Raw genomic sequence first — 20,596 nt, 5'->3', positions numbered from 1 at the left:
GGGGTCCTTCAACTCTGCTGCCGATAATAGGCTTGGATCCGCCATCTCCGAAAGCCCCATTCGCGCCAATTGGTGATTGCATCCTTTTTCAGATCATATCGCATCCACGCGTCACAGACTTGCTGTCCGGTTCTGGTTTCATGATCGCGTATGGCTGGGTAAGCATCAGCACCAAGGCTGCATATGTAACCGGTATCCTGTTGCGTCAGAGCGCTGCCGTGGCTCAGATTGTAGCTGGCAATGACTGATGCAAAATTCACAAAGTTGCAGGTATACAAGACCACCAGAAGCGCTGCAAAACAACGCCGCAGAAGCCAGGTTGTACCGAAGCCGCGATGGATTTGCACCACGGTCAGCAGCAAACCGGTGAGAACCAGCGCCATCCATATGAAGGCGGCCACCCGCAAATAGGTAAGCGCATAGGCGTCGACGTAATGATGCAGCCGGATAGCAGCTGTCAGCACCAGGAACATGTTCTGCGCCAACCACATGTAAATCAGAATGCGCAACGTCCGGTCCGCACCGATCATGCTGTGAGTGACCAGAGTGAATACGCCCGCCAAAAGGGCCGTCACCACCAGCGGATAAGCGCCCCGGTGGGCATAAGCGGCATAGCTCATCCCTTGAGGCAGGGATACTCCGCCGGTCAGGATACCAAGGTCCATCACGGTTTGTACAAGGAACATCAGGTTGAACAGCAACAGCGAATTGCGCACCGAGACTGGATTGATCAGAAATGCGGCCCGGCTTGGACCTATCTTTGGCATGGTGGCGGGGCGGGCAATGCCGCCCAGCCATGGATCGGTGAGGTTTAGGAACGGCCACAGCAGCGAGGCCATCGCGCTCCAGAACAGAAGTCGCAGCCAGTAGTACCCTTCGAACAGAAGACTTGGGTCCAGCTCGGCCAGAAGGTCTTCCAGCACTGGATTGGCGGCGGCCAGCAAAGCAAGGAAGACCGCGCCCAATAGCAACGGCAAGGCCAGCGAGGCTGCGTGGCGGCGGCTGTCGGACCCAAGATCGGCGGCCACAGCGGTGCGACATGTGTCGCGTAGCAAAAGCGTCGCGCCGATGGAAGGCAGGCGCAGGGCGGTGCGCAGCAGCAGACGTTCATTTACGGTCTGACCGAAGAGCGCCCAGGTCGCCAGACTGACCAAACCAGCAAGGCTGAACAATAAAGATAGAAGCTGCAAATCGATGACTACCGGAAGGTTGGTGATCAAGGCAAATGCGGCGGCTATGAGCCACTCCTTTGCAGTCGCACGCCGGGGTTTCATCGCCATGATCGCGGCGGACAAAACCAGCATGAAGACCGTGACTGAAATGCCTAGCGGCTGTTCCCAAAACAACCAATCAGCAAGCGCAACCAGCGATGCAAGAAGCGGGATTGCATGGCGCATTTTCAGCGTGGACATCAGAGAACCACCCTGCTGTCGTCTATTGCCTCCCCATCGGGGGGCTTTGTCCATCTTTCCCAGCCACCACGCGTCCAGCACGATGCTGTCCGGTACGCCGCGAATTGTCAGTTCCTGCCTCATGTCCTGTCTCCTGCTTGCAGGTTTGTGTTCCCGGCAGATTGCCTGTGGCGCTTGCATCTTTGGCGCGACGTATCCGCAGCCTTCATGGGGCTTTCGTGCAGAAAATGTGCAGAGGCGGTGAAAGGCTTTACCAACCACGATTTCCGAGCTGCAACTCGCGCTGCGCAGTAAATGCGACGCGTCCAGACATTGAACTGCAAGCAAAAGCGCAGTGTGACACAGTTGAACCTTCCCCTGAGAAGCGGTTCGCCGTTATGGCTGAGGAAACGGAGGATCGAACATGGCCAACCCTCTCTATGATGATCTGTTTGGCATTCACGCCGGCAAAGATACGGCTTTCCTGCACCTGACAGACGGGACGACCATCACCTATCGAAACTTTCTGAGCACAGCCGCCCGGATCGCCCATGTGGCCACGCAACTGGGTCTAAAACCCGGGGACCGCGTTGCGGCTCAGGTCGATAAATCGCCTGAGGCGCTGGCGCTTTACGCGGCATGCGCGCAGGCCGGTCTGGTTTTCCTGCCGCTGAACACCGCCTATACCGTGGACGAGTTGACGTATTTCATCGAAAACAGCGGCGCATCACTTGTTGTCTGCGATGGCCGAAGCAAAGACCAACTGACCCCGATTGCCGCGCGTTTTGGGGGCAGGGTTGAAACGCTGAATGCGGACGGCTCTGGCTCGCTGATGGATTTGGCGGCTGCAATGCCAGACAGCTTTGCGACTGTGGATCGGGACGGTGAGGATCTGGCGGCGTTTCTTTATACGTCGGGCACCACCGGACGTTCAAAGGGGGCGATGCTGACCCAGAACAACCTGCTGTCCAATGCGCGGACACTGGTCAAAGAGTGGCGGTTTGCGTCCGAAGACGTTCTGTTGCACGCGTTGCCTATCTTTCACACACATGGTCTGTTTGTGGCCACGAATATCATTCTGGCGGTTGGCGGAAGCATGATCTGGCTGCCAAAATTCGACCCTGATCAGATCATTGACAGGATGCCCGGAGCCACGTCGATGATGGGCGTGCCAACCTTCTACACGCGCCTGCTGGCAGACGCGCGTTTTACCAGGGGGCTGACCGAACATATGCGCCTGTTCGTATCGGGCTCAGCCCCTCTGCTGGCGGATACCCATGCACAATTCCAAGAGCGTACCGGTCATCGTATCCTAGAACGCTATGGCATGACCGAAACCAATATGAACACCTCGAACCCCTATGACGGCGAACGTCGCGCGGGCACGGTCGGGTTTCCCTTGCCGGGGGTGGAACTAAAGATATGCGATGCAGACGGTAACCCTTTGCCGCAGGGTGAAATCGGCGAGATCGAAGTGCGTGGTCCGAACGTATTCAAGGGATATTGGCAGATGCCGGAAAAGACGGCTGCCGAGCTGCGTGAAAACGGGTTCTTCATCACCGGTGATCTGGGACGGGTCGACGAAGATGGGTATGTCCATATCGTCGGGCGCAACAAGGACCTGATCATCTCGGGTGGCTACAATATCTACCCCAAGGAAATTGAGCTGGTTCTGGACAGCCAGCCCGGTGTTCTGGAGAGCGCAGTGATCGGCGTGCCGCATCCCGACTTCGGTGAAACCGTGCTGGGCCTGATTGTTGCCGAACCTGGGCAATCTCCGGATCTCGACGCGTTGATGGATACAGTGCGCGACAGCCTGGCGCGGTTCAAACATCCCCGCACGCTTATTCAACTGGATGAATTGCCCCGCAATACAATGGGAAAAGTCCAAAAGAACATCTTGCGCGACCAGTTCAGGGACATGTTCAAAGCCGGGTCACAAGGCACATAATGGCAGAGCCTAGATAAGCGTTGGAAACTTGATATAGTCCTCAAAACCAATGGGGATAGAAGAATATGAACAATCGTTTGCGCAAGATCACCATCGTAGGTGGCGGCACGGCAGGCTGGATGACCGCGTTGATCCTGGACATGGTGTTTTCACGCACTTCATCAACAGCGGACCGGCCACATATCTGCCTGATCGAAAGCCCTAATATTTCGACCGTGGGTGTGGGTGAGGCTACGGTGCCACGCATGCCGGTCACGCTCCGTCAGGCAGGCATTTCCGAACGGGATTTTTTCCGCGAGACGAACGCGTCCTTCAAGCTGGGCGTGAAGTTCTGCAACTGGAACAAGGACCCCAAAGGAAAACGCATCGATTACGTGAACCCCTTTGCCCATGGCCAGATGTTGGAAGGGTTGGACGCCGCCGAGTATTTCCTGCGCTTTGGCAACGGAGAACGGGACTTTACACAGTCCATCTCGCCCCACGATCATCTGGGCCGTCTGTGCAAAGGCGCGCGGCAGCTGGGTCAGCCCGAGTTTGAACAGCGTTTTGGCTATGCCTATCATCTGGATGCCGTGAAGTTTGCGGGCATGCTTACCACGGTCTGCACCAAGCGCGGCGTCGAGCATATCCAGGACGAGGTACAGAAAGTCGAGCTGGATGAACAGGGCAACGTCAGCCATCTGATGCTGGAGCGCGCGGGCCGTCATGACATCGAAATGGTCATCGATTGCACCGGGTTCCGCGGTTTGATCATCAATCAGGCGCTGGGCGAGCCGTTCTTGGATTATTCGGACTATTTGCCTAATGATCGCGCCATGGCGTTGCAGGTCGAACACCGCAATCCCAACAAGATCGAAAGCCTCACGCGGTCGACCGCGCTGGGCGCGGGATGGACATGGCGGGTGCCGCTCTACAATCGCGTGGGTACGGGCTATGTGTTCTCGTCGGCGCATCGAACGGATGATCAGGCGGCAGACGAATATCTTGAATGGCTGGGTGACAGCGGTAAGGGTTTGACGCCGCGGATCATCCCGATGCGCGTCGGGCGCGTGCGCAATGCCTGGGTCAAGAATTGTGTGGCAATCGGTCTGTCCGGCGGGTTTATCGAGCCGTTGGAAAGTACCGCGATCCACATGATTGACCACGCAGTACGCTGGTTTGCAGAACACTTGCCGACGCGCGACGTCGCCCCGTCGCTGCGGGCAAGATACAACCGGCAGATGGATAAGCTTTATAACGAGGTTCTGGAATTCATCTGCCTGCATTACCGATTGGGTAACCGAAAGGATGACCCGTATTGGATCGACGCGCGAACAGAGATGAAGATACCGGATCGGCTGGCCGAGAATCTGGAATTGTGGCAGCACCGTCTGCCGATGGATCACGATGTGGAATTTGCCACGCTGTTTGATCATCGCGTGTACCAGACGGTTCTGTTGGGCAAACAGGTCTATGATACGGGTTACGGTACCGGCATCCGAGATCGTTTGCGGCCGTTGAAGAAGGTGATCTGGTTCCAGGGCATGCAGCGTGCGAAAGAGGATCTTGCGCAGATCGTCAAAGTGATGCCGGATCATAAAACGCTGCTGCGCGATATCCGGGGGGAGCTGGAAAAACCGGTCTTTGGAATGGCGAACGTGGCGAAACCGACGGTTGCGATGCCGGGCACGAAACCCGCACCTGTTACGATCCAGAACATGCCGAACTTTGCTGAAATCCAAAGCGGCGCGAAGGATTTGCAACTGTTCTAGGGGTTCTCTGCCCGTACGAAGGAAATTTGATAAACTGAAGGGCGAGGCATTCAGCCCCGGCCTTCAGGGCGGTTTAACGCCAGCTCATACCCCGGTCAGACAAGTGCCTTTGCACCCGACCCGGATAATCAGAAACAATGGCATCCACACGCAGGTCGATCATCTTGGCAATGTCTACAGAGTCATTGACCGTCCAAACCGCAACGCAAAGGCCCAAATCCTTGGCCAGTTCGACGTTTTCGGCAGTTACATCTGCATAATACGGGCACCACAGTGAGCCGCCCGCTTGCTTGACCAATAGCGGAATATCGCCTTTGCGGCCTCGAAAATCCGGGCAGACTGCTTTTGAAGAATCCTCCCCTACATCCTCGGCGTTTTCGGGAAGTTGGGTCAGATAAGAAGATGGCATATCAGGCGCTTGCCGCTGACATTCTTCCAACAGATTCCAGTCGAAACTGTGCAGAACGGCGCGCGACGACAGGGCCCTGGAACGGACCTCTTGCAGGACAAGACGGACAAACTTCTCTCTGTAGCGCGCGTCATGGGCCAAATCGGGGTCCGACTTCAGCTCGAGCATCAGACAGGCATCGCTATGTTGGGGGTCACTCACCAGATCCAGCAGGTCAAGCAGCCTTGGAACGCGAACGCCATCCATTTGTGCCTGATCAGGAAAACGCTGACCATAGGCAGAATTCCCATCCAACCGCCCGACATCGAACTTCTGAATCTGCTCGAATGTCAGGGTTGAAACCTTCGGCTCTTCCCCGGTCAGAAACTGGCCGTCAACATCGCGAAAACTGGGGGCGTGCAGCCGGTGATTATGGGTTATGACAGGGATGTCGTCAGCCGTGAGGACAACATCAAACTCCAGAAGCGGCACGCCAATGGAGAGCGGAAAGTCGAAGCCAATCATGCTGTTTTCAGGCAACACACCTCGCGCACCCCGGTGGCCTACGATGCGGATCAGGTTGTCGCCCCCCCGGAAAGCCTCGACCTGAGGGAATGCCATCAGCCTTCCAGCCTTTCACCGGTAGATCGGTCAAACAGATGCAAATGGTTTGAGGACACAGAAAACCGCATGTTCGGATGTCGGCCTTCAACCGGATGCACACCCGGAAGGCTGATCGTGATCGGATCGCCCGAGCCGGACAGTTGACCGTGCAACAGCGTGTTTGCCCCCAATGGCTCTGCCATCTGAATCGTGGCCTCAATCGGGCCATTGTCATCCAGCAATAGATGCTCGGGTCGTACCCCCAGTTTGAAGGCAGTATCAGGACCCGGCGACGAACCAACCGCGACCTCACCAATCATGGCGGTTCCGTTTTCGCGTCGGGCTTCAAAGACATTCATCGCTGGGCTGCCGATGAACTGCGCCGCAAACAGGGTTCTTGGTGTTTCGTATACCTCTAGCGGTGTGCCAACCTGTTCGGCGATACCGCCGTTCATGACGATCATCCTGTCGGCCATTGTCATGGCTTCAACCTGATCGTGGGTTACATAAAGCGACGTGATCCCCAGTTTTTCCTGGAGCTCACGAATCTCAAGCCGCATCTGCACGCGAAGCTTGGCGTCCAGGTTCGAAAGAGGCTCGTCAAACAGGAAGACCGCAGGTTCACGGACAATCGCGCGGCCCATAGCCACCCTCTGACGTTGGCCGCCTGACAATTGTCTGGGTTTGCGGTCCAGCAATGGTTCAAGCTGCAATAGCCTGGCCGCCTCGGTCACTTTTTGATCGATCTGGGCCTTGGGCAACCCTGCAATCTTCAGGCCATAGCCCATGTTCTGCCGGACCGACATATGGGGGTAGAGCGCATAGTTCTGGAACACCATGGCAATGTCGCGATCCATCGGCTCTTTTTCATTGGCCCGTTCCTCACCAATCCGGATTTCACCCGAGGTCACGGTCTCAAGCCCTGCCACCATCCGCAGCAGCGTGGATTTCCCACAACCCGAAGGGCCGACGATGACAATGAACTCGCCATCTTCGATTTGGATGTCGATGCCATGTATGACATCTGTCAGGCCAAAGCTCTTTTTGACATTCTCCAGAGTTACTGTTGCCATTTCTTATTTCTCGCTATCGACAAGGCCGCGGACAAAAAGCTTTTGCATTGACACCACCACGATGACTGGCGGGATCATTGCCAGAATGGAGGTCGCCATGATGACCGGCCAATCTGCCACATCATCGCCAGACGGGAACATCTGCTTGATGCCCATCACAATGGTGTTCATTTCAGGGTCGGTGGTGATAAGCAGCGGCCACAGATACTGGTTCCACCCATAGATAAACAGGATGACGAACAGTGCCGCAATGTTTGTCCGGCTCATCGGAACGACGATGTCGATGAAAAACCGCATTGGCCGGGCACCATCCACACGCGCAGCTTCGGCCAGCTCGTCCGGAATTGTCAGAAAGAACTGACGGAACAGGAAGGTCGCCGTGGCCGAGGCGATCAGGGGAAAGATCAGCCCGTAGTAGCTATTGAGCATTCCGAACCCGGCCACGACCTCAAATGTCGGTACGATCCGCACTTCGACCGGCAGCATAAGGGTCAGAAAGATCAGCCAAAAGAACGTTGTTCGACCGGGAAAACGAAAATAGACGATTGCAAATGCCGACAGCAGTGAAATGACGATCTTGCCCACTGCAATCCCGATGGCCATCACAAGGCTGTTGAACAGCATCGTTGCGACGGGGACATTCACGCCGGAAAACAGGGCTGCCTTGTAGTTCTCCCAGAACTGATCACCCGGCAAAAGCGGCATGGGTGGTGATACAACTTCCGGCTGGGTAACGGTTGAGGCGACAAACGCCAGCCAGATCGGAAAGAAGATGACCAGAACGCCAAGGATCATCAGGGCATGCGTCAGCCAGATACCCGCTCCGCGCTTTTCGACCATTCCGTGCTGCTGGGCTGCCATCAGTAATGCACCCTCTTTTCCACGTATTTGAACTGAATGACGGTCAGCAGGCCGACGACAATCAGCAAAATGACCGATTGCGCCGAAGACGAGCCCAGATCCTGACCGACGAACCCGTCTGAAAAGACCTTGTAGACCAGTATGGTCGTGGCCTGCTGCGGCCCGCCGCCGGTGATTGTGTGGATTACGCCAAAAGTTTCAAAGAACGCGTAAACCACATTCACAACAAGCAGGAAGAACGCTGTAGGTGACAGCAACGGCAGGACAATCGTGAAAAACCTGCGCCAGAATCGTGCGCCATCGATCGCGGCGGCCTCGATGACCGACCTCGGAACCGACTGGAGTGCGGCGAAGAAGAACAAAAAGTTATAACTGATGCGCCCCCAGGCCGAAGCGACAACCACAAGCCCCATCGCTTCGGTGCCATTCAAGACGTGGTTCCAGTCATAGCCCAGCTGTCCAAGATACCACGACACGACACCGACGCGCGTGTTGAACATGAACAGCCATAGCACACCCGCAACCGCCGGTGCGACTGCATAAGGCCAAATCAGCAGCGTCCGATAAGCTCCGGATCCTTTGATCAGCCGATCTGCAATGACTGCCAGAAACAGGGCCGGGATCATGGAGCAGAGCGTAACAAGCGTCGAAAACACCGCCGTGGTTACAAAGGATGCGCGATAAAACTTGTCGCTCAGCAGAAATTCAAAATTGCCCAGACCGACGAACTTGGACGACAACCCGAACGGATCTGGGATGAACAGCGACTGCCATACAGCTTGTGCAGCGGGATAGAAGAAGAATACGGCAGAAATGACGACCTGCGGGGCGATCAACGCCAATGGCAACAGCCAGCCGCGGAATGTGACGCGTTTTTCCATCCTGATGACCCGCCGGGAAAAGTGGATGCGGGCTCTGCCGAGCCCGCACCGGATTTCAGAGGTTTATTGATTTGCCGATTCGAACCTGCGCAGAAGCGCGTCACCGCGTTCTTTTGCGCTGTCCATGGCTTCCTGGGCGGTTTTCTCACCGGACCAGATGGCCTCAAGCTCCTCATCGATGATACCGCGGATTTGATCGAACGATCCCAGACGCAGACCTTTCGAATTTGCTGTCGGCTCTTTCGCGGTCATCTGGATCACAGCGATATCGGTGCCCGGGTTTTCATCATAGAAACCGGCCGTACGGGTCGCTTCACCGGCTTCCGCGGTAATCGGAAGATACCCGGTATTCTGGTGCCATGCCGCCTGAACGTCAGACGAAGACAAGAAGCTCAGGAACTCGCCAACGCCTTTGTATTCTTCGGGATCATGACCTTCCATCACCCAAAGGGAAGCACCGCCGATGATGGTATTCTGCGGCTCGCTTGTGACCGCTTCCCAATACGGCAGCGGGCGCACATCAAAGTCGAACTCGGCCTCGGCTTTTATCCCGGCATACCCGGCCGAGCTTTCGGTGAACAAGGCACACTCACCGGCCCGGAAGTTTGCGCCGCCTTCATTTCTGCGACCGGTATAGATGAATTCCCCATCCTTTGCCCAGTCGCCCATGGCGCTCAGGTGCGCGACCTGTACCGGGCCGTTCAGCATCAGTTCTGTATCCAGACCGGCAAAACCATTGTCCTGCGATGCAAACGGAACGTTGTGATAGGCAGACAGGTTTTCCAGGTGGATCCAGCTTTGCCACGCCGTCACCAGCGGGCAGTCCTCGCCTCCGGCTTTGAGTTGCTCCAGCACATCACCAACTTTTTCCCAAGTCGACAGGTCAGTGTCAGGATCAACACCCGCCGCCTGCATGGCATCGCGGTTGACCCACAAGACCGGCGTGGAAGAGTTGAACGGCAGCGACAACATATCTCCGTCGGTGGTGGTGTAATAACCTTTCACCGCACCGATATAGGCATCGGGATCAAAAGACGCGCCACTTTCGGCCATGACTTTGTAGACCGGCTTGATCGCGCCTTTTGCCGACATCATCGTTGCGGTACCGACTTCGAAAACCATCAGGATATGTGGCTGTTCACCTGCGCGGAAAGCGGCAATACCAGCGTTCAGGGTTTCCGAGTAGTTGCCCTTGTGGCTTTCGACCACGACAAACTCATCCTGACTGGCGTTGAACTCTTCAACCTGCGCTTTGACAAGTTCGCCAAGGCGGCCGGTGAAGGCATGCCAGAATTGAACTTCGGTTTGTGCCATTGCCGCCAAGGGGGACAAGGCAGTTGTAACGGCAAGAGCGCCAAGCAAATTCTTTTTCATGATTCCTCCCATGCATCAGGTTCGATGCTTCGTTGAGTACCGACTTCAACGCGTATTCGACACACATGACGATTTCACGACGTTACCGCTAAAGAAATATAATTCAAGCCCTATTTTTTGGCAAAAATCATAATACGGTGTTATACACATTGAATGTACAAGCAGCACCGGGTCTGGAATGAGACAAACTTTGAGAATTCGGCAACTGGAAGCGCTCATGGCGGTGACCACCAATGGTTCGGTCACAGCAGCTGCCGCCGATTTGGGGATAAGCCAACCAGCTGTTAGCAGGTTGCTTTCGGATCTTGAAAAATCGTTTGGATTTCAACTTTTTGATCGCCGCAAAGGGCGATTGGTACCAACCCAGGAAGTTCGCTATCTGCAACCCAGCGTGGACCGTGTTCTGGAATTGATGAAGCAGATATCGGACGCCAGTCAGAATATCACACAGCGAAAAGCCGGGCATATCCGCGTCGCCTGCCTTCCCGGTTTTGCCACCAGCCATCTGCCGGATGTTGTAGCAAGTTTTCTGAAAGACCGGCCAGGTGTTACTATGACGATCGAACCGGACAGGCCGGAACGGATTTTGGAATGGATGGTCGGCGAACAATATGACTTTGGAATCACCGATGGCTTTAACGGTCATCCTGGAGTCGAAAGCAGAAATGTCGATGTGCGCACGGTTTGCGTGTTCCCGAAAAATCACGCACTTGAGAACCTCTCGGAGGTGACGCCTTCCGATCTTGCAGATGAGAGCATCATACATACGCGGCGCGATAGCGACTTTTTCGGACGGCTTTCGAAGGCATTTCAGCAGGCCAATGTTACACTCAACTCGCATATCGAAGTCCGGCAATTCACGGCGGCATGTGAATTGGCGATAAAAGGCGTCGGTGTTTCAATTGTCAGCGAGCTGGACGCTGTCCATTACACAGACCGGGGGCTAAGCTACAGGCCATTCAAGCCGTTTTTACCGCATACGCTTTCCCTGGTACGCCCGGTTTTGAAGCAGCCGTCTTTGATAACACTGGAGTTCATCGAGCATTTCAGCGAAAGCCTGAATGCGTTCAGAACACTTGCCTGAGGCTGCGGTCAACGGGGCGAAGGATATCTGCCCGGGTTTCCAGCCAACAGTCTCCAAATAACAGCAGGAGCAAAGAGGTCGATAGCGCCCAAAGTCGTCGTTATTGTGAGGCTCCGCGTATTTGTTCAATGGCTCGGGCGGCAAATCTTCCCGACAAAGACTCGTCTGCGTTTGCTTCCAATGCAGGTAAAGCGGGGGATGCTTTCCCTCCGATTTCACCCAAGGCGATGGCCGCTTCTTTTCTGACAAAAACCGAAGGGCTACCCAACAGCTTGATCAGTTCCGGAACGGCTGGAGCTGCGTCGGCACCAAAGAGCGCCAAAGACTGAGCCGCGTCACGTTGTTCCTTGGCATCTCCGCGCATCAGATCAGCTTTGAGACTTGCAACTGTCGTACTCGGCGGAAGCGCGGCCAATCGAAGGCCTTTTTTCAAACGGTTGTTCAAATATTGATGCTCGCCGATCCATCGCACGATAAAGAAATAATCGCGTACCGCGTCGCTCAGAACTTTCTCGTTTTCTCCATCCTGCCATTGTTCGATCATTGCGCGCGCGTTGCTTCGGTCACCATTCAAGGCCAGAACCGACGCTGCAAATGGCATCAACTCAACTGCCTGCGGGTTTCGGTCCAACTCAGACATTATAACGGCCCCTGCACCAGTCAGATCATTCATTGCAAACAGTGCAGCCCCCTGAAATAACGCGTAGTGGCTGGGATATTCCGGATCTAGGCGCATTGCGGCCTGCACAAATGCCAGCCCTTCCTCTGGCTCGCCGCCCGCGATCAAGGCCCATCCCATTGTCACATGCGCTTCGGGGTCGCTTGGTTGCAGGGCAATGGCCTTCGCGGCTTCTTGCCTCGCTTCTTCTGTTCCCCGACTTACGCTCTCGGCGCCTTCCCAATCCGGAAGGTTGAGAGCGACTATTGCCCTGATAACATGGATAAGCGAGGTGTCCTGATGCGTCAGTTCACGGTAGTATTTATAGAACAGCCCGATATGCATCTGTTCGTCAGCATTCGCAAAGCCTGACCAGTGGTGGAAGATGTGTGGTCGCAAGTGTGCCAGAGCTAACGTCGCCCAGGCGCGCGCATAATTCGGGTCCAACTCGACCGCGCGCTCAAAATGCGGAATTGCGGCCAGATTGTCCTGTTCATTGAAGCGTGAATATAGCTCCCATCCACGCTGGAACGCTTCGCGCGCCTCGATCTTTCCAGTTTCTATGTTTTCGATGGCAATCCGGCTTTGCATGTCGAGCGGAACATCCAACTCGTGCGCAATCGCCAGTACAATGTTGTTTTGCAGGTCGAAGATCTCATCGATTTCACCGTCGAAACGCTCCGCCCAGATCAATCTGCCGTTCAAAGTGTCCGTCAGGCGGATGTTGACCCGAAAACCTTCTCCGCTGCGTCTAAGGCTTCCATCAACGACATAGCGAACGCCCAGTTTCTCGGCAAAGCCTGCCACATCAATGTCGCGGTCCTGAAATGCGAAGGATGTGTTTCCGGCGATGACAAATAACCCTGATATGCGGGATAAGTCCGTTATCAGATCCTCGGAAACGCCATCTATCAACATCTTGTTGGACGCGTCGCTGGTGAAGTTCGTCAACGGAAGCACGGCGATCGAAGGCAGGTCTGGAAGTGGGTAAGCCATCTGTGCCTCAGAGGCGCGCAGCCGACCCTTTTCCCATGTCTTTGTCCCGACATACCCGGTCGCACCCAACACGATCAGGATTGCAGCCAGCTTCATTAGACGCGGTGCTTTCTTCGTTTTGTGCTTTACCGCCGGGGTCAACGCATCTGTTTCGACGCGGAACGCCTCAATGGGGTCCGCAATATTCTTGACGGATTGCGGGCCAATTGGCGTAAAGGCGAAGGGCACCTTGTTGCGCGCGTATCCGACAATCGCCTGCGATGCGATAATCCCCCCAGGTTCTGCCAGCGCCTCAAGCCGTGCGGCCACGTTGACACCATCACCCAGGATGTCGTCTGCGTTTGAGATGACATCGCCGACATTCAAACCGATCCGAAGAACGATTGCGCGGTCGGGTTCCGCATCTGAGTTTCTTTTCGTCAGTTCAGCCTGTATCGCGACGGCCGCGCGAACCGCATCGACCGCGCTGGGGAATTCGATCAGAAAACTGTCACCCGCTGTGTTCGCAATGCGCCCTGAATACCCGGCGATCAAGGGCTCGATGACTTCAGCGCGGATCCGGCGCAGCTTGTCGATGGTGCCTTCTTCATCCAAGCCAACCAATCTTGAATAGCCTGCGATATCGGCGGCTAAGATGGCTGCTAATCGACGATTTGGCCGGCTTTCCATAGTTTCGCAGCCTACCATTTGGACATTTTTCTGGGAACCGGTTTTCAAGGTACCGGTTTTGCTCCGGTTATTGAAAACCTCCGACCTGTTATCTGGATGGAAATGGAAGCCCGGGCCGCTGGGATTTCAGACAAAAGCGGCCTGGGCAATTTTGTCGGTTCTGGTCGTTGTCGGATTTGCATGGCGTCGCGCGTCCTTGCACTATGCGACCAACGCAAGGAGGCGAGAATGATTTACGCAATCACAATTTATGGGGAACCGGGCGTGTTCGAGGCATTGCCGAAAGATCGCCAGGACGAAGTGATGTCAGGCCATCGCGCCCTGCAAGCAGTATTGTCGGAACGCGGAGAGTTCGTGTCGATAAAACTGATGCCGCCAACGTCAGCGGTAATGGTCGAACCGGCCACGTCTGAGCGCGCTGCCCCCCTGATCACCGATGGCCCGTTTTCCGAGACCAAGGAAAACTTCCTTGGGTTTTACGCCGCTGACTTCAAAGACCTTGAGGAAGCGTTGGAACATGCAAAACTGATCTCTTCACCGGTCGCTCGGCTGGAAGTTCGGCCTGTGGCCTGGGCCGGGGGTGCCATATCGTCGGAATAGATCATGTCAGATTGGCTCGAGGCCACATTTGCTGAACAACGCCCGCGCGCCATTGCTGCCCTGACGCGGGTTTTTCGGGATTTGGACACCGCAGAGGAGGCCTTTGCCGACGCCTGCCTGAAAGCCTTGGCAGTTTGGCCCCAGGACGGGGCGCCTCGTGATCCATTGGCATGGCTTCTGGCCACGGCCCGGAATGCGGGTCTGGACGAATTACGCAAATCCCGGCGGCGCACGGCAATCTTGTCGCGCCACGCAGAGGAGTTTCAACCGATGCCGGCGGACACACCCGACCCAGACGAGATGCGGGACGATGTCCTGCGCTTGCTGTTCATCTGCTGTCATCCGGAACTGGATCGGCGGGATCAGATCGCCATTGCTTTGCGGGTGGTCGTGGGGCTGAGTGTCGATGAGATCGCCAGCGGATTTCTGGTCAAATCCAAAACCATGGAGCAGCGCATTACCCGCGCCAAAAAGAAGATCGCAAATAACCCGGTCGCCTTTGAAACGCCAAGCCCGGCAGAGAGGCAAGCCCGGTTGGGCGAAGTCTCGACAATGGTTTATCTGATGTTCAGCGAAGGGTGGTCGACCTCGGCCGGGCCACAGCAAATCAAGCTCACGCTGTGTAAAGAAGCCATCCGGCTTGCCCGCCTTCTTGTCGCATTGTTCCCTGCAATGAGCGAGCAGGCCGCATTGCTGGCGCTATTGTTGTTTCAACACGCCCGGCGCCGGGCCCGGATTGACGTGGAAGGCAAGCTTGTCGCACTCGACGATCAGAACCGCGATCTTTGGGATCGCTCGAATATCGCTGAGGCTACATCGCTGTTGCAAAAAGCCCAGCGGACTGGCCACCGCGGGGTATATATCATCCAGGCTGCAATCGCAGCGGCACATGCCTGTTCCGCCTCATCGAAAGAAACCAACTGGGCGTTGATCGAAAGTCACTATGCTGCCCTTTACGAATTACAACCGACACCGGTGATCCGGCTCAACCAGATTGCCGCAAAGGCCAAGCTATACGGCCCACACTATGCATTGAAAGCAATGAATCCGCTGTCACAGGAGTTGTCCAACTATCGTTGGTTTCACGCAATGCGAGGTGGCCTTTTGCAAGAAGCGGGGGATCATAAAGACGCCATTTCCGCCTTTGAAACCGTGTTGGCGCTTTCCCCCACCGCGTTGGAATGTGACGTGATCAAAGAAAAAATCAAAATCAGTCAAAAAGAATTGGAGGGCCTGTAGGAACACACACTCCTCGTACGTCCTTGGGTCAGACCCGCATGTGGCGGGCGTAACCAACGGAGGTACCCATGAGTATACTTGAGATGACGGCTGTCGGAAATTCAGGATGGATCGGGCATTCCGGGCCGGATCAGAGCAAGGCCAAATCCTTTTATCAGGATGTGCTGGGCTGGACGATCAGCGATATGCCGATGCAGGATGGGTCCAGTTATTCAGCCGCAGTTGTGGGCGAGACCGCTATCGGAGGCTTTTCACCAATGCCAGAGGCGCGTGGAAGCTGGACGATCTTCTTCACAGTACCCGATGTGGATGCCAGTGTTGCAAAGGCCGAAGCCAAAGGCGCCACAGTTCTTCAACCCGCGATGGATATGCCGGGTGTCGGGCGCATGGCCACGCTGAACGACCCCCAAGGTGCCCGCTTTGCATTGATCACCTATGAAAGCATGAGACCCTGAGAACTGTCTGAAAGGAGGGCGCAGATGGAACAAAATACGCACATTGTGCAGGTTATTGCAGCGTTATTAGACTGGGTAACCGTTCCACTGGCGATTGCTTTTGACCTGCGTCGATTCAGGACGGTTGCCCATCCGCTATGGGATGGGGGCGACAGGTTCGTGCGCGTAATGCGGGCACATGGAAACTTCGTCGATTATGTTCCCTTTACGCCATCAATCCACCGGCAGCTTGAGGCATCCAGCTGATGCCGGTGGATGAAACCCTCAACGCCCGTATTCGTGACGCTTTGGCCGCACATGTGGGCATTTCAGAAAAGCGCATGATGGGTGGTAATTGCTTTTTCTTGAACGGCAACATGCTGTGCGGGGCACGGCGGCATAACGACGGGCTGGGCCGGTTCATGTTCCGGGTGGGCAAGGAAAACGAAAGTATGGCGCTGGCGGATCCCACGGCCCAAGAAGTGATCCACGGTACACGCAAACTGAGTGGCTTTATCCGCGTGGATGAGAGTGATTGCGATGACGCCGCTTTGCTGCGCTGGTTACACCTTTGTCTCGAACACGCCGCGGCCCTTCCCGCGAAAGACTGAACGGAGAAAGCAATGGCTCAGTTTGAAAGTTTCTCACCCGAAGCGCTTGGTTTTCTCAGGGATTTGCGGGCCAATAACACGAAGGAATGGTTTGCAGCCAACAAATCAACTTACGAGACCCATTTGAAGCAGGCAAGCACGCAGTTCGCGAATGACATTGCGGATGCCTTGCGTGATCTGACCGGCCAGACCCATAGCAGCAAGATTTTTCGTATTCATCGGGATGTCCGATTTTCCAAGGACAAAACACCTTACAACGCACACCTGCATATTGCGTTTATTCCAGACGGGAGTGCGGATCAGCCGCCGATGTGGTTCTTCGGTCTCTCACCCGATGATCTGGCGCTTGGCTGCGGGGTGTTTCAGTATGAAAAGGAAGCGTTGGATGCCTTCCGAACAGAGATGGCAGGCCCCAATGGGGCAGAGGTGATACAGCTTGCCGCTGAGATGCGAAAGCGTGGTTTCCGGGTCGGGGATCCTGAATTGAAACGTGTTCCCTCCGGTTTCGACAAAGATCATCCAAATGAAGAGGCATTGCGCCGCAAAGGCTTTACCGTCTGGACAGATTTGAGCAATCCTGCCTTAGCTATCGAACCAAACCTCATTGAACGAACGAAAGGTGTTTTTGGGCAACTCTTGCCGGTTTTCCAATTGCTTTCTCGGATCGAGTAACCCCTGCCTGGTTTACGGGGGGGCGGAGGTTTGACAGGCCTCACTGCCGTGCCGGTCTCAATCGCCCAATGCCTTGATAGGATCACCGTCTACAAGTGAGCTCGGAAATAAATGCGAGCTCAACTGTCGCGATGCTGTCGCGCTGAGATGTCATCGGCTTGCCGGATAAACCCAAACCTTAACCAGAGCGGCGCGCCCCCGGATTTTTTGTTCTCCGGCGTCAGTCAACCGGCTTAAGTTTGGGATTGCATCGTTGTGCCCGATGGCCTGCACCAAATCGTGGCTCACGACCAATTGCGTGTTCAGTTCTCTGGTCAGGTGCTCGATCCTGCTTGCGACATTCACATTGTCCCCAATCACGCCGTATTCCAGTCGCCGCTCGTTGCCTATGTCGCCAGCTACAACCGATCCCCAATGCAGCCCGATTCCCACACGCACCGGTTCCTTCCCGGACAACTCTCTTTCTGCGTTCCATTTGTCCAACGCTTCTATCATCTCGAATGCGCAGTTCAACGCATTGGCAGGGTCGTGTGCACTGGGCGTTGGAGTGCCAAACGTGGCCATAAGACCGTCGCCGATATACTTGTCCAAAGTGCCAGAGTTATCGAATACCGATTTACCCAACCGATCATGGTAGTCTCGTAAAAGTTCGATCACCTCGTCGGCAGTCGCGTTCTCGCAAAGCTTCGCAAACCCCATTATGTCCGCGAATAACACGGCAACGTTTTGTTGCCTACCAGCCGCAATTCCGGCTTCCAGACTGCTCAATTCGTCAAGCACGTTGGGTGAAAAATACCTCGCCAGGCTGGCTCGCTTTCTTTCGGTCGAAATGAAATTCTGAACCAGCCTGCGAGAGCGCGCGACGACGATTGCAAGCCCGGCAGACACGATCAGCACGACCATCAATTCTATGGCTGCATAGCCAAGAAACAGAAAGTTCAAGTCTCTTGCCCCGGCAAGCCAGGCTTCAACGGATTGCTCGGTCAACTCCAAGTTACTGCGTACGTCAGGCTGACTCAGAAACCATGCCCACATCCCGAGGCGGGACACAATGATGCTGACACCGCACCAAACCACAAGGGAAGGCCGAAAACTGAAAGATGTCTGCATCAGAAATAGGAAGAAAAACAAAAACCGCGCTGTGTCCATCGCAATGGCGGGTGGCAAGGGGCTGTCGATATATGGTGATCCCAAGGTAAAAACGGCTGCAAGCGAAACACAATCTAACGTAACGAACACATACGGAAGACCACGCCCGCCGCGACGCGTGTAGGCAGCGACAAACTGCAAACCTCCCAGTAAAATAAAGAAAAAAATTTCCAGAAGATTGAAGTAATAAGCCGGTCCTGTTTCCGGGCTGTCGATCGCCTGCCAAAGAAGAACAACGGCCAATGCAAGTGTTCGGACTTTAGCTGCCAGCAATGTCCCTTGACGCTCTTCTTCGGCGAACGCCACGTTGCTGCGCGATTGTATTCTGGTTTGCACGGTATCGGACATTTGCCGGATATCTTAAACGGCCTTTGCTAATTCGCTAAGCCATTCCTGTTGTGTGGTGAAACCTGAAAAAACCAGTTCGGCTTGGGCTTAAATATGCTGATCGTCTCTCGTCTGATCGAGTTGTTAGTCACCGCATCACTTGCCGGTAGTAAACGTGAAGGTCATGTATCCGCGAAACAAGTAATTCTTTGGAAAGGCAATACGCCCCAACCTTCATTTGAGCACTTAACCAAACCCTTTCCCAACCTGTCGAGCACATTGCGGGTGATCTGTTCTACCTGCTCGTCCCGGCGGATCAGCCCGGCAACCCATTCGCAGGTTGCGGCTGTAAAGATCTGACCCTTGCCGCGACGCCACGAGATGATCATCCCATTGCCACGTTTACAGGTGTCGAGCGTCTCGGGCGTGACTTCGCCGAACAGTACCTGCGCCTTGAACCGCGCATCGTCGGCACCGATGTAGAGCGTTTCACCCCAGACCCCGTGATCTGCCTCGATATTGGTGGCAAGCCCCATGGCAAGTATCTCGATCTCTGGAACAGCGCCGTCGGTACAGGTGGGAAATGGCAGACCGTCTTCGAAACGGTAATCCAGACCATCGACCTCATAGCCAAAAATCCGGGCGTGCGCGCCTAAAATGTCGCCATAGCCGACCCCGACTCCGTCAAATGCCCAATGGTCGGGGCGGTAGACCGTAAAGCCGCCTGCGCCGCCGCCAACGCAATTCCCAAGACCGGCGTAAACACCGCGCAGAGCGTTAACTCCGAATGTCAAGGCACCCGGGCGGTCAACTGGTGCGACCTCGAAGGCACCCGAGACGAGGTGCTCTTGTTCGGTGCCCATAAGCGGGTCCTGATCCGCGATATACTTGTAACAGATCTGCGTGTGACCCTCGTCTTCGATCCGGGTCTGCCACAGGAAGTTTCCGGCAAACCGTGCAACGTTGCCACCGCCATCGACATAGGCGTCAACAGCGTCACGCATAATCGCGCTCCAGTATTCGTCATGGCCGACAAACACGGCACAGGCATACCGGCCAAGCAGCTTCGGGTCGTGCTCAAGATCATGCAGCGCGATCACGTCGAAATCACAGCCTTCCCCCTCGGCCCAACGGGCGAAATGGCGTTCATAGCTGGCCCACCCAGCCGAGGCGTATTTCTTGGAATAGCCATAAGCGTAAGCCCATTCCATATTGGGGTAGCGCACCATTTCGCCCGGTCTGGTCGGCTTTTCCCGCAGCGCCCGCGGGGCGCCTTCAGGCAGCCTGCAAAACCCGCGCGACCAGGGTCGCTGGGTCGAAAGAACCGGGGAAAAGGCGTTACCTTCGGGACCGGTGATGCCTTCGTAATGGTTCGAGCCGCCCCAGCAGTTATAAGCCACCGATGTGCCGGTGGCACAAACCAGAACATAGAGTGATGGCGTGGCATCAGGGGCGCTTCTTACAAGGATGATGTGATGCTCTTCGACCATCTCGTCGCCACTGCGGGCGCGGAAGGTGACAAGGTAGCCGCCAGGCGCCCAGTCTTCGGGAATGCAAATACCATAGGCCTCGGGCCAGCCACAACCCTTGACCGAGCAATCCTCCGGCGTGGGGTAATACACCCCCGGCAAGCCCGTCTCGGTCAGGAGTGGTTGATAGACCAGCCCGTCGCGACCGATCTCAAGATCCCATTCACGCGCCGTGGTCGACACATTAAGTGCCACGCAATCTCCGGGGGCATAGCTCATCTTTGGGGTATACCCCCAGATCTCGAGAACCGCATCATTTCGGGACGGGCCGATGTAATAATGATCTAGGATATGGCGCGCCTTTGCACGGGTGCGTGGCGTGATTTCCGGTCCGAACTTGTCTTGGGTCATGTGT

18 protein-coding genes are annotated in these 20,596 nt (G+C 55.5%); 9 read left to right on the top strand and 9 right to left on the bottom strand.

From position 1 onward, the window contains the following. Positions 1-8 precede the first annotated feature (8 nt). Positions 9-1,535 (bottom strand): DUF4153 domain-containing protein, encoded by a 1,527-nt coding sequence (locus tag ACR0NZ_RS12775; protein ID WP_480519357.1) that lies wholly within the window; start codon positions 1,533-1,535, stop codon positions 9-11. Positions 1,536-1,815: 280 nt separating this feature from the next. On the opposite strand from ACR0NZ_RS12775, the gene ACR0NZ_RS12770 reads away from it, so the two are divergent. Together ACR0NZ_RS12770 and ACR0NZ_RS12765 are read left to right on the top strand one after the other, a co-directional pair. Further along, positions 1,816-3,342 carry a malonate--CoA ligase gene (locus ACR0NZ_RS12770; protein WP_480519355.1) on the top strand — a complete coding sequence of 509 codons (1,527 nt, stop codon included), beginning with the start codon at positions 1,816-1,818 and terminating at the stop codon, positions 3,340-3,342. A 65-nt stretch (positions 3,343-3,407) separates the two neighbouring features. Continuing rightward, a complete protein-coding gene (locus tag ACR0NZ_RS12765) occupies positions 3,408-5,093 on the top strand; it encodes a tryptophan halogenase family protein (protein ID WP_480473978.1) in 1,686 nt (561 codons plus the stop codon). A 73-nt stretch (positions 5,094-5,166) separates the two neighbouring features. Here the strand turns inward: ACR0NZ_RS12765 and ACR0NZ_RS12760 are convergent, their stop codons facing one another. From ACR0NZ_RS12760 to ugpB, 5 genes are all read right to left on the bottom strand, one after another. Then, positions 5,167-6,102 (bottom strand): glycerophosphodiester phosphodiesterase family protein, encoded by a 936-nt coding sequence (locus tag ACR0NZ_RS12760; RefSeq protein WP_480519353.1) that lies wholly within the window; start codon positions 6,100-6,102, stop codon positions 5,167-5,169. Next, positions 6,102-7,157, bottom strand: coding sequence for a sn-glycerol-3-phosphate ABC transporter ATP-binding protein UgpC (gene ugpC / locus ACR0NZ_RS12755; RefSeq protein WP_480519351.1), 1,056 nt, complete (start codon positions 7,155-7,157; stop codon positions 6,102-6,104). The genes ACR0NZ_RS12760 and ugpC overlap by 1 nt, the downstream gene beginning before the upstream one ends. Positions 7,158-7,160: 3 nt before the next feature. Next, on the bottom strand, positions 7,161-7,997 hold the full coding sequence (ugpE, locus tag ACR0NZ_RS12750) for a sn-glycerol-3-phosphate ABC transporter permease UgpE (protein ID WP_267365578.1): 837 nt from the start codon (positions 7,995-7,997) through the stop codon (positions 7,161-7,163). Positions 7,998-8,017: 20 nt separating this feature from the next. Continuing rightward, on the bottom strand, positions 8,018-8,899 hold the full coding sequence (gene ugpA, locus ACR0NZ_RS12745) for a sn-glycerol-3-phosphate ABC transporter permease UgpA (protein ID WP_209505975.1): 882 nt from the start codon (positions 8,897-8,899) through the stop codon (positions 8,018-8,020). A 63-nt stretch (positions 8,900-8,962) separates the two neighbouring features. Next, complete coding sequence (gene ugpB, locus ACR0NZ_RS12740; RefSeq protein WP_480519349.1) at positions 8,963-10,273, bottom strand: sn-glycerol-3-phosphate ABC transporter substrate-binding protein UgpB; 1,311 nt, start codon at positions 10,271-10,273, stop codon at positions 8,963-8,965. A gap of 178 nt (positions 10,274-10,451) precedes the next feature. Here ugpB and ACR0NZ_RS12735 point away from each other — a divergent pair, with 178 nt between their 5' ends. After that, positions 10,452-11,357 carry a LysR substrate-binding domain-containing protein gene (locus tag ACR0NZ_RS12735; protein ID WP_480473983.1) on the top strand — a complete coding sequence of 302 codons (906 nt, stop codon included), beginning with the start codon at positions 10,452-10,454 and terminating at the stop codon, positions 11,355-11,357. Positions 11,358-11,457: 100 nt separating this feature from the next. Here the strand turns inward: ACR0NZ_RS12735 and ACR0NZ_RS12730 are convergent, their stop codons facing one another. Further along, positions 11,458-13,680, bottom strand: coding sequence for a HEAT repeat domain-containing protein (locus ACR0NZ_RS12730; RefSeq protein WP_480519347.1), 2,223 nt, complete (start codon positions 13,678-13,680; stop codon positions 11,458-11,460). Between the two features lie 228 nt (positions 13,681-13,908). Between ACR0NZ_RS12730 and ACR0NZ_RS12725 the strand changes: the two genes are divergently transcribed. The 6 genes from ACR0NZ_RS12725 (at position 13,909) to ACR0NZ_RS12700 (ending at position 17,236) form a co-directional block, all read left to right on the top strand. Then, on the top strand, positions 13,909-14,280 hold the full coding sequence (locus ACR0NZ_RS12725; RefSeq protein ID WP_480519345.1) for a YciI family protein: 372 nt from the start codon (positions 13,909-13,911) through the stop codon (positions 14,278-14,280). Between the two features lie 3 nt (positions 14,281-14,283). Continuing rightward, positions 14,284-15,519, top strand: coding sequence for an RNA polymerase sigma factor (locus tag ACR0NZ_RS12720; RefSeq protein WP_480519343.1), 1,236 nt, complete (start codon positions 14,284-14,286; stop codon positions 15,517-15,519). A 68-nt stretch (positions 15,520-15,587) separates the two neighbouring features. After that, positions 15,588-15,974 (top strand): VOC family protein, encoded by a 387-nt coding sequence (locus tag ACR0NZ_RS12715; protein WP_480519341.1) that lies wholly within the window; start codon positions 15,588-15,590, stop codon positions 15,972-15,974. 24 nt (positions 15,975-15,998) lie between these two features. After that, positions 15,999-16,220 (top strand): MAPEG family protein, encoded by a 222-nt coding sequence (locus ACR0NZ_RS12710; protein WP_480519339.1) that lies wholly within the window; start codon positions 15,999-16,001, stop codon positions 16,218-16,220. 5 nt (positions 16,221-16,225) lie between these two features. Beyond that, positions 16,226-16,564 (top strand): TfoX/Sxy family protein, encoded by a 339-nt coding sequence (locus ACR0NZ_RS12705; protein WP_480519337.1) that lies wholly within the window; start codon positions 16,226-16,228, stop codon positions 16,562-16,564. A gap of 12 nt (positions 16,565-16,576) precedes the next feature. Further along, a complete protein-coding gene (locus ACR0NZ_RS12700) occupies positions 16,577-17,236 on the top strand; it encodes a DUF2461 domain-containing protein (RefSeq protein ID WP_480519335.1) in 660 nt (219 codons plus the stop codon). A gap of 150 nt (positions 17,237-17,386) precedes the next feature. On the opposite strand, the gene ACR0NZ_RS12695 is transcribed toward ACR0NZ_RS12700, so the two are convergent. Together ACR0NZ_RS12695 and ACR0NZ_RS12690 are read right to left on the bottom strand one after the other, a co-directional pair. Beyond that, positions 17,387-18,733, bottom strand: coding sequence for an adenylate/guanylate cyclase domain-containing protein (locus ACR0NZ_RS12695; protein ID WP_480519333.1), 1,347 nt, complete (start codon positions 18,731-18,733; stop codon positions 17,387-17,389). A gap of 161 nt (positions 18,734-18,894) precedes the next feature. After that, entirely contained in the window at positions 18,895-20,592 is a 1,698-nt protein-coding gene (locus tag ACR0NZ_RS12690; RefSeq protein WP_480519331.1) for a N,N-dimethylformamidase beta subunit family domain-containing protein, read from the bottom strand. Positions 20,593-20,596: the final 4 nt, after the last annotated feature.

The sequence above is a fragment of the Ruegeria sp. AE3 genome, from assembly GCF_056542225.1.
Note: the sequence above shows the minus strand (reverse complement) of the source record. Positions and strands in the feature narration are given on the sequence as shown.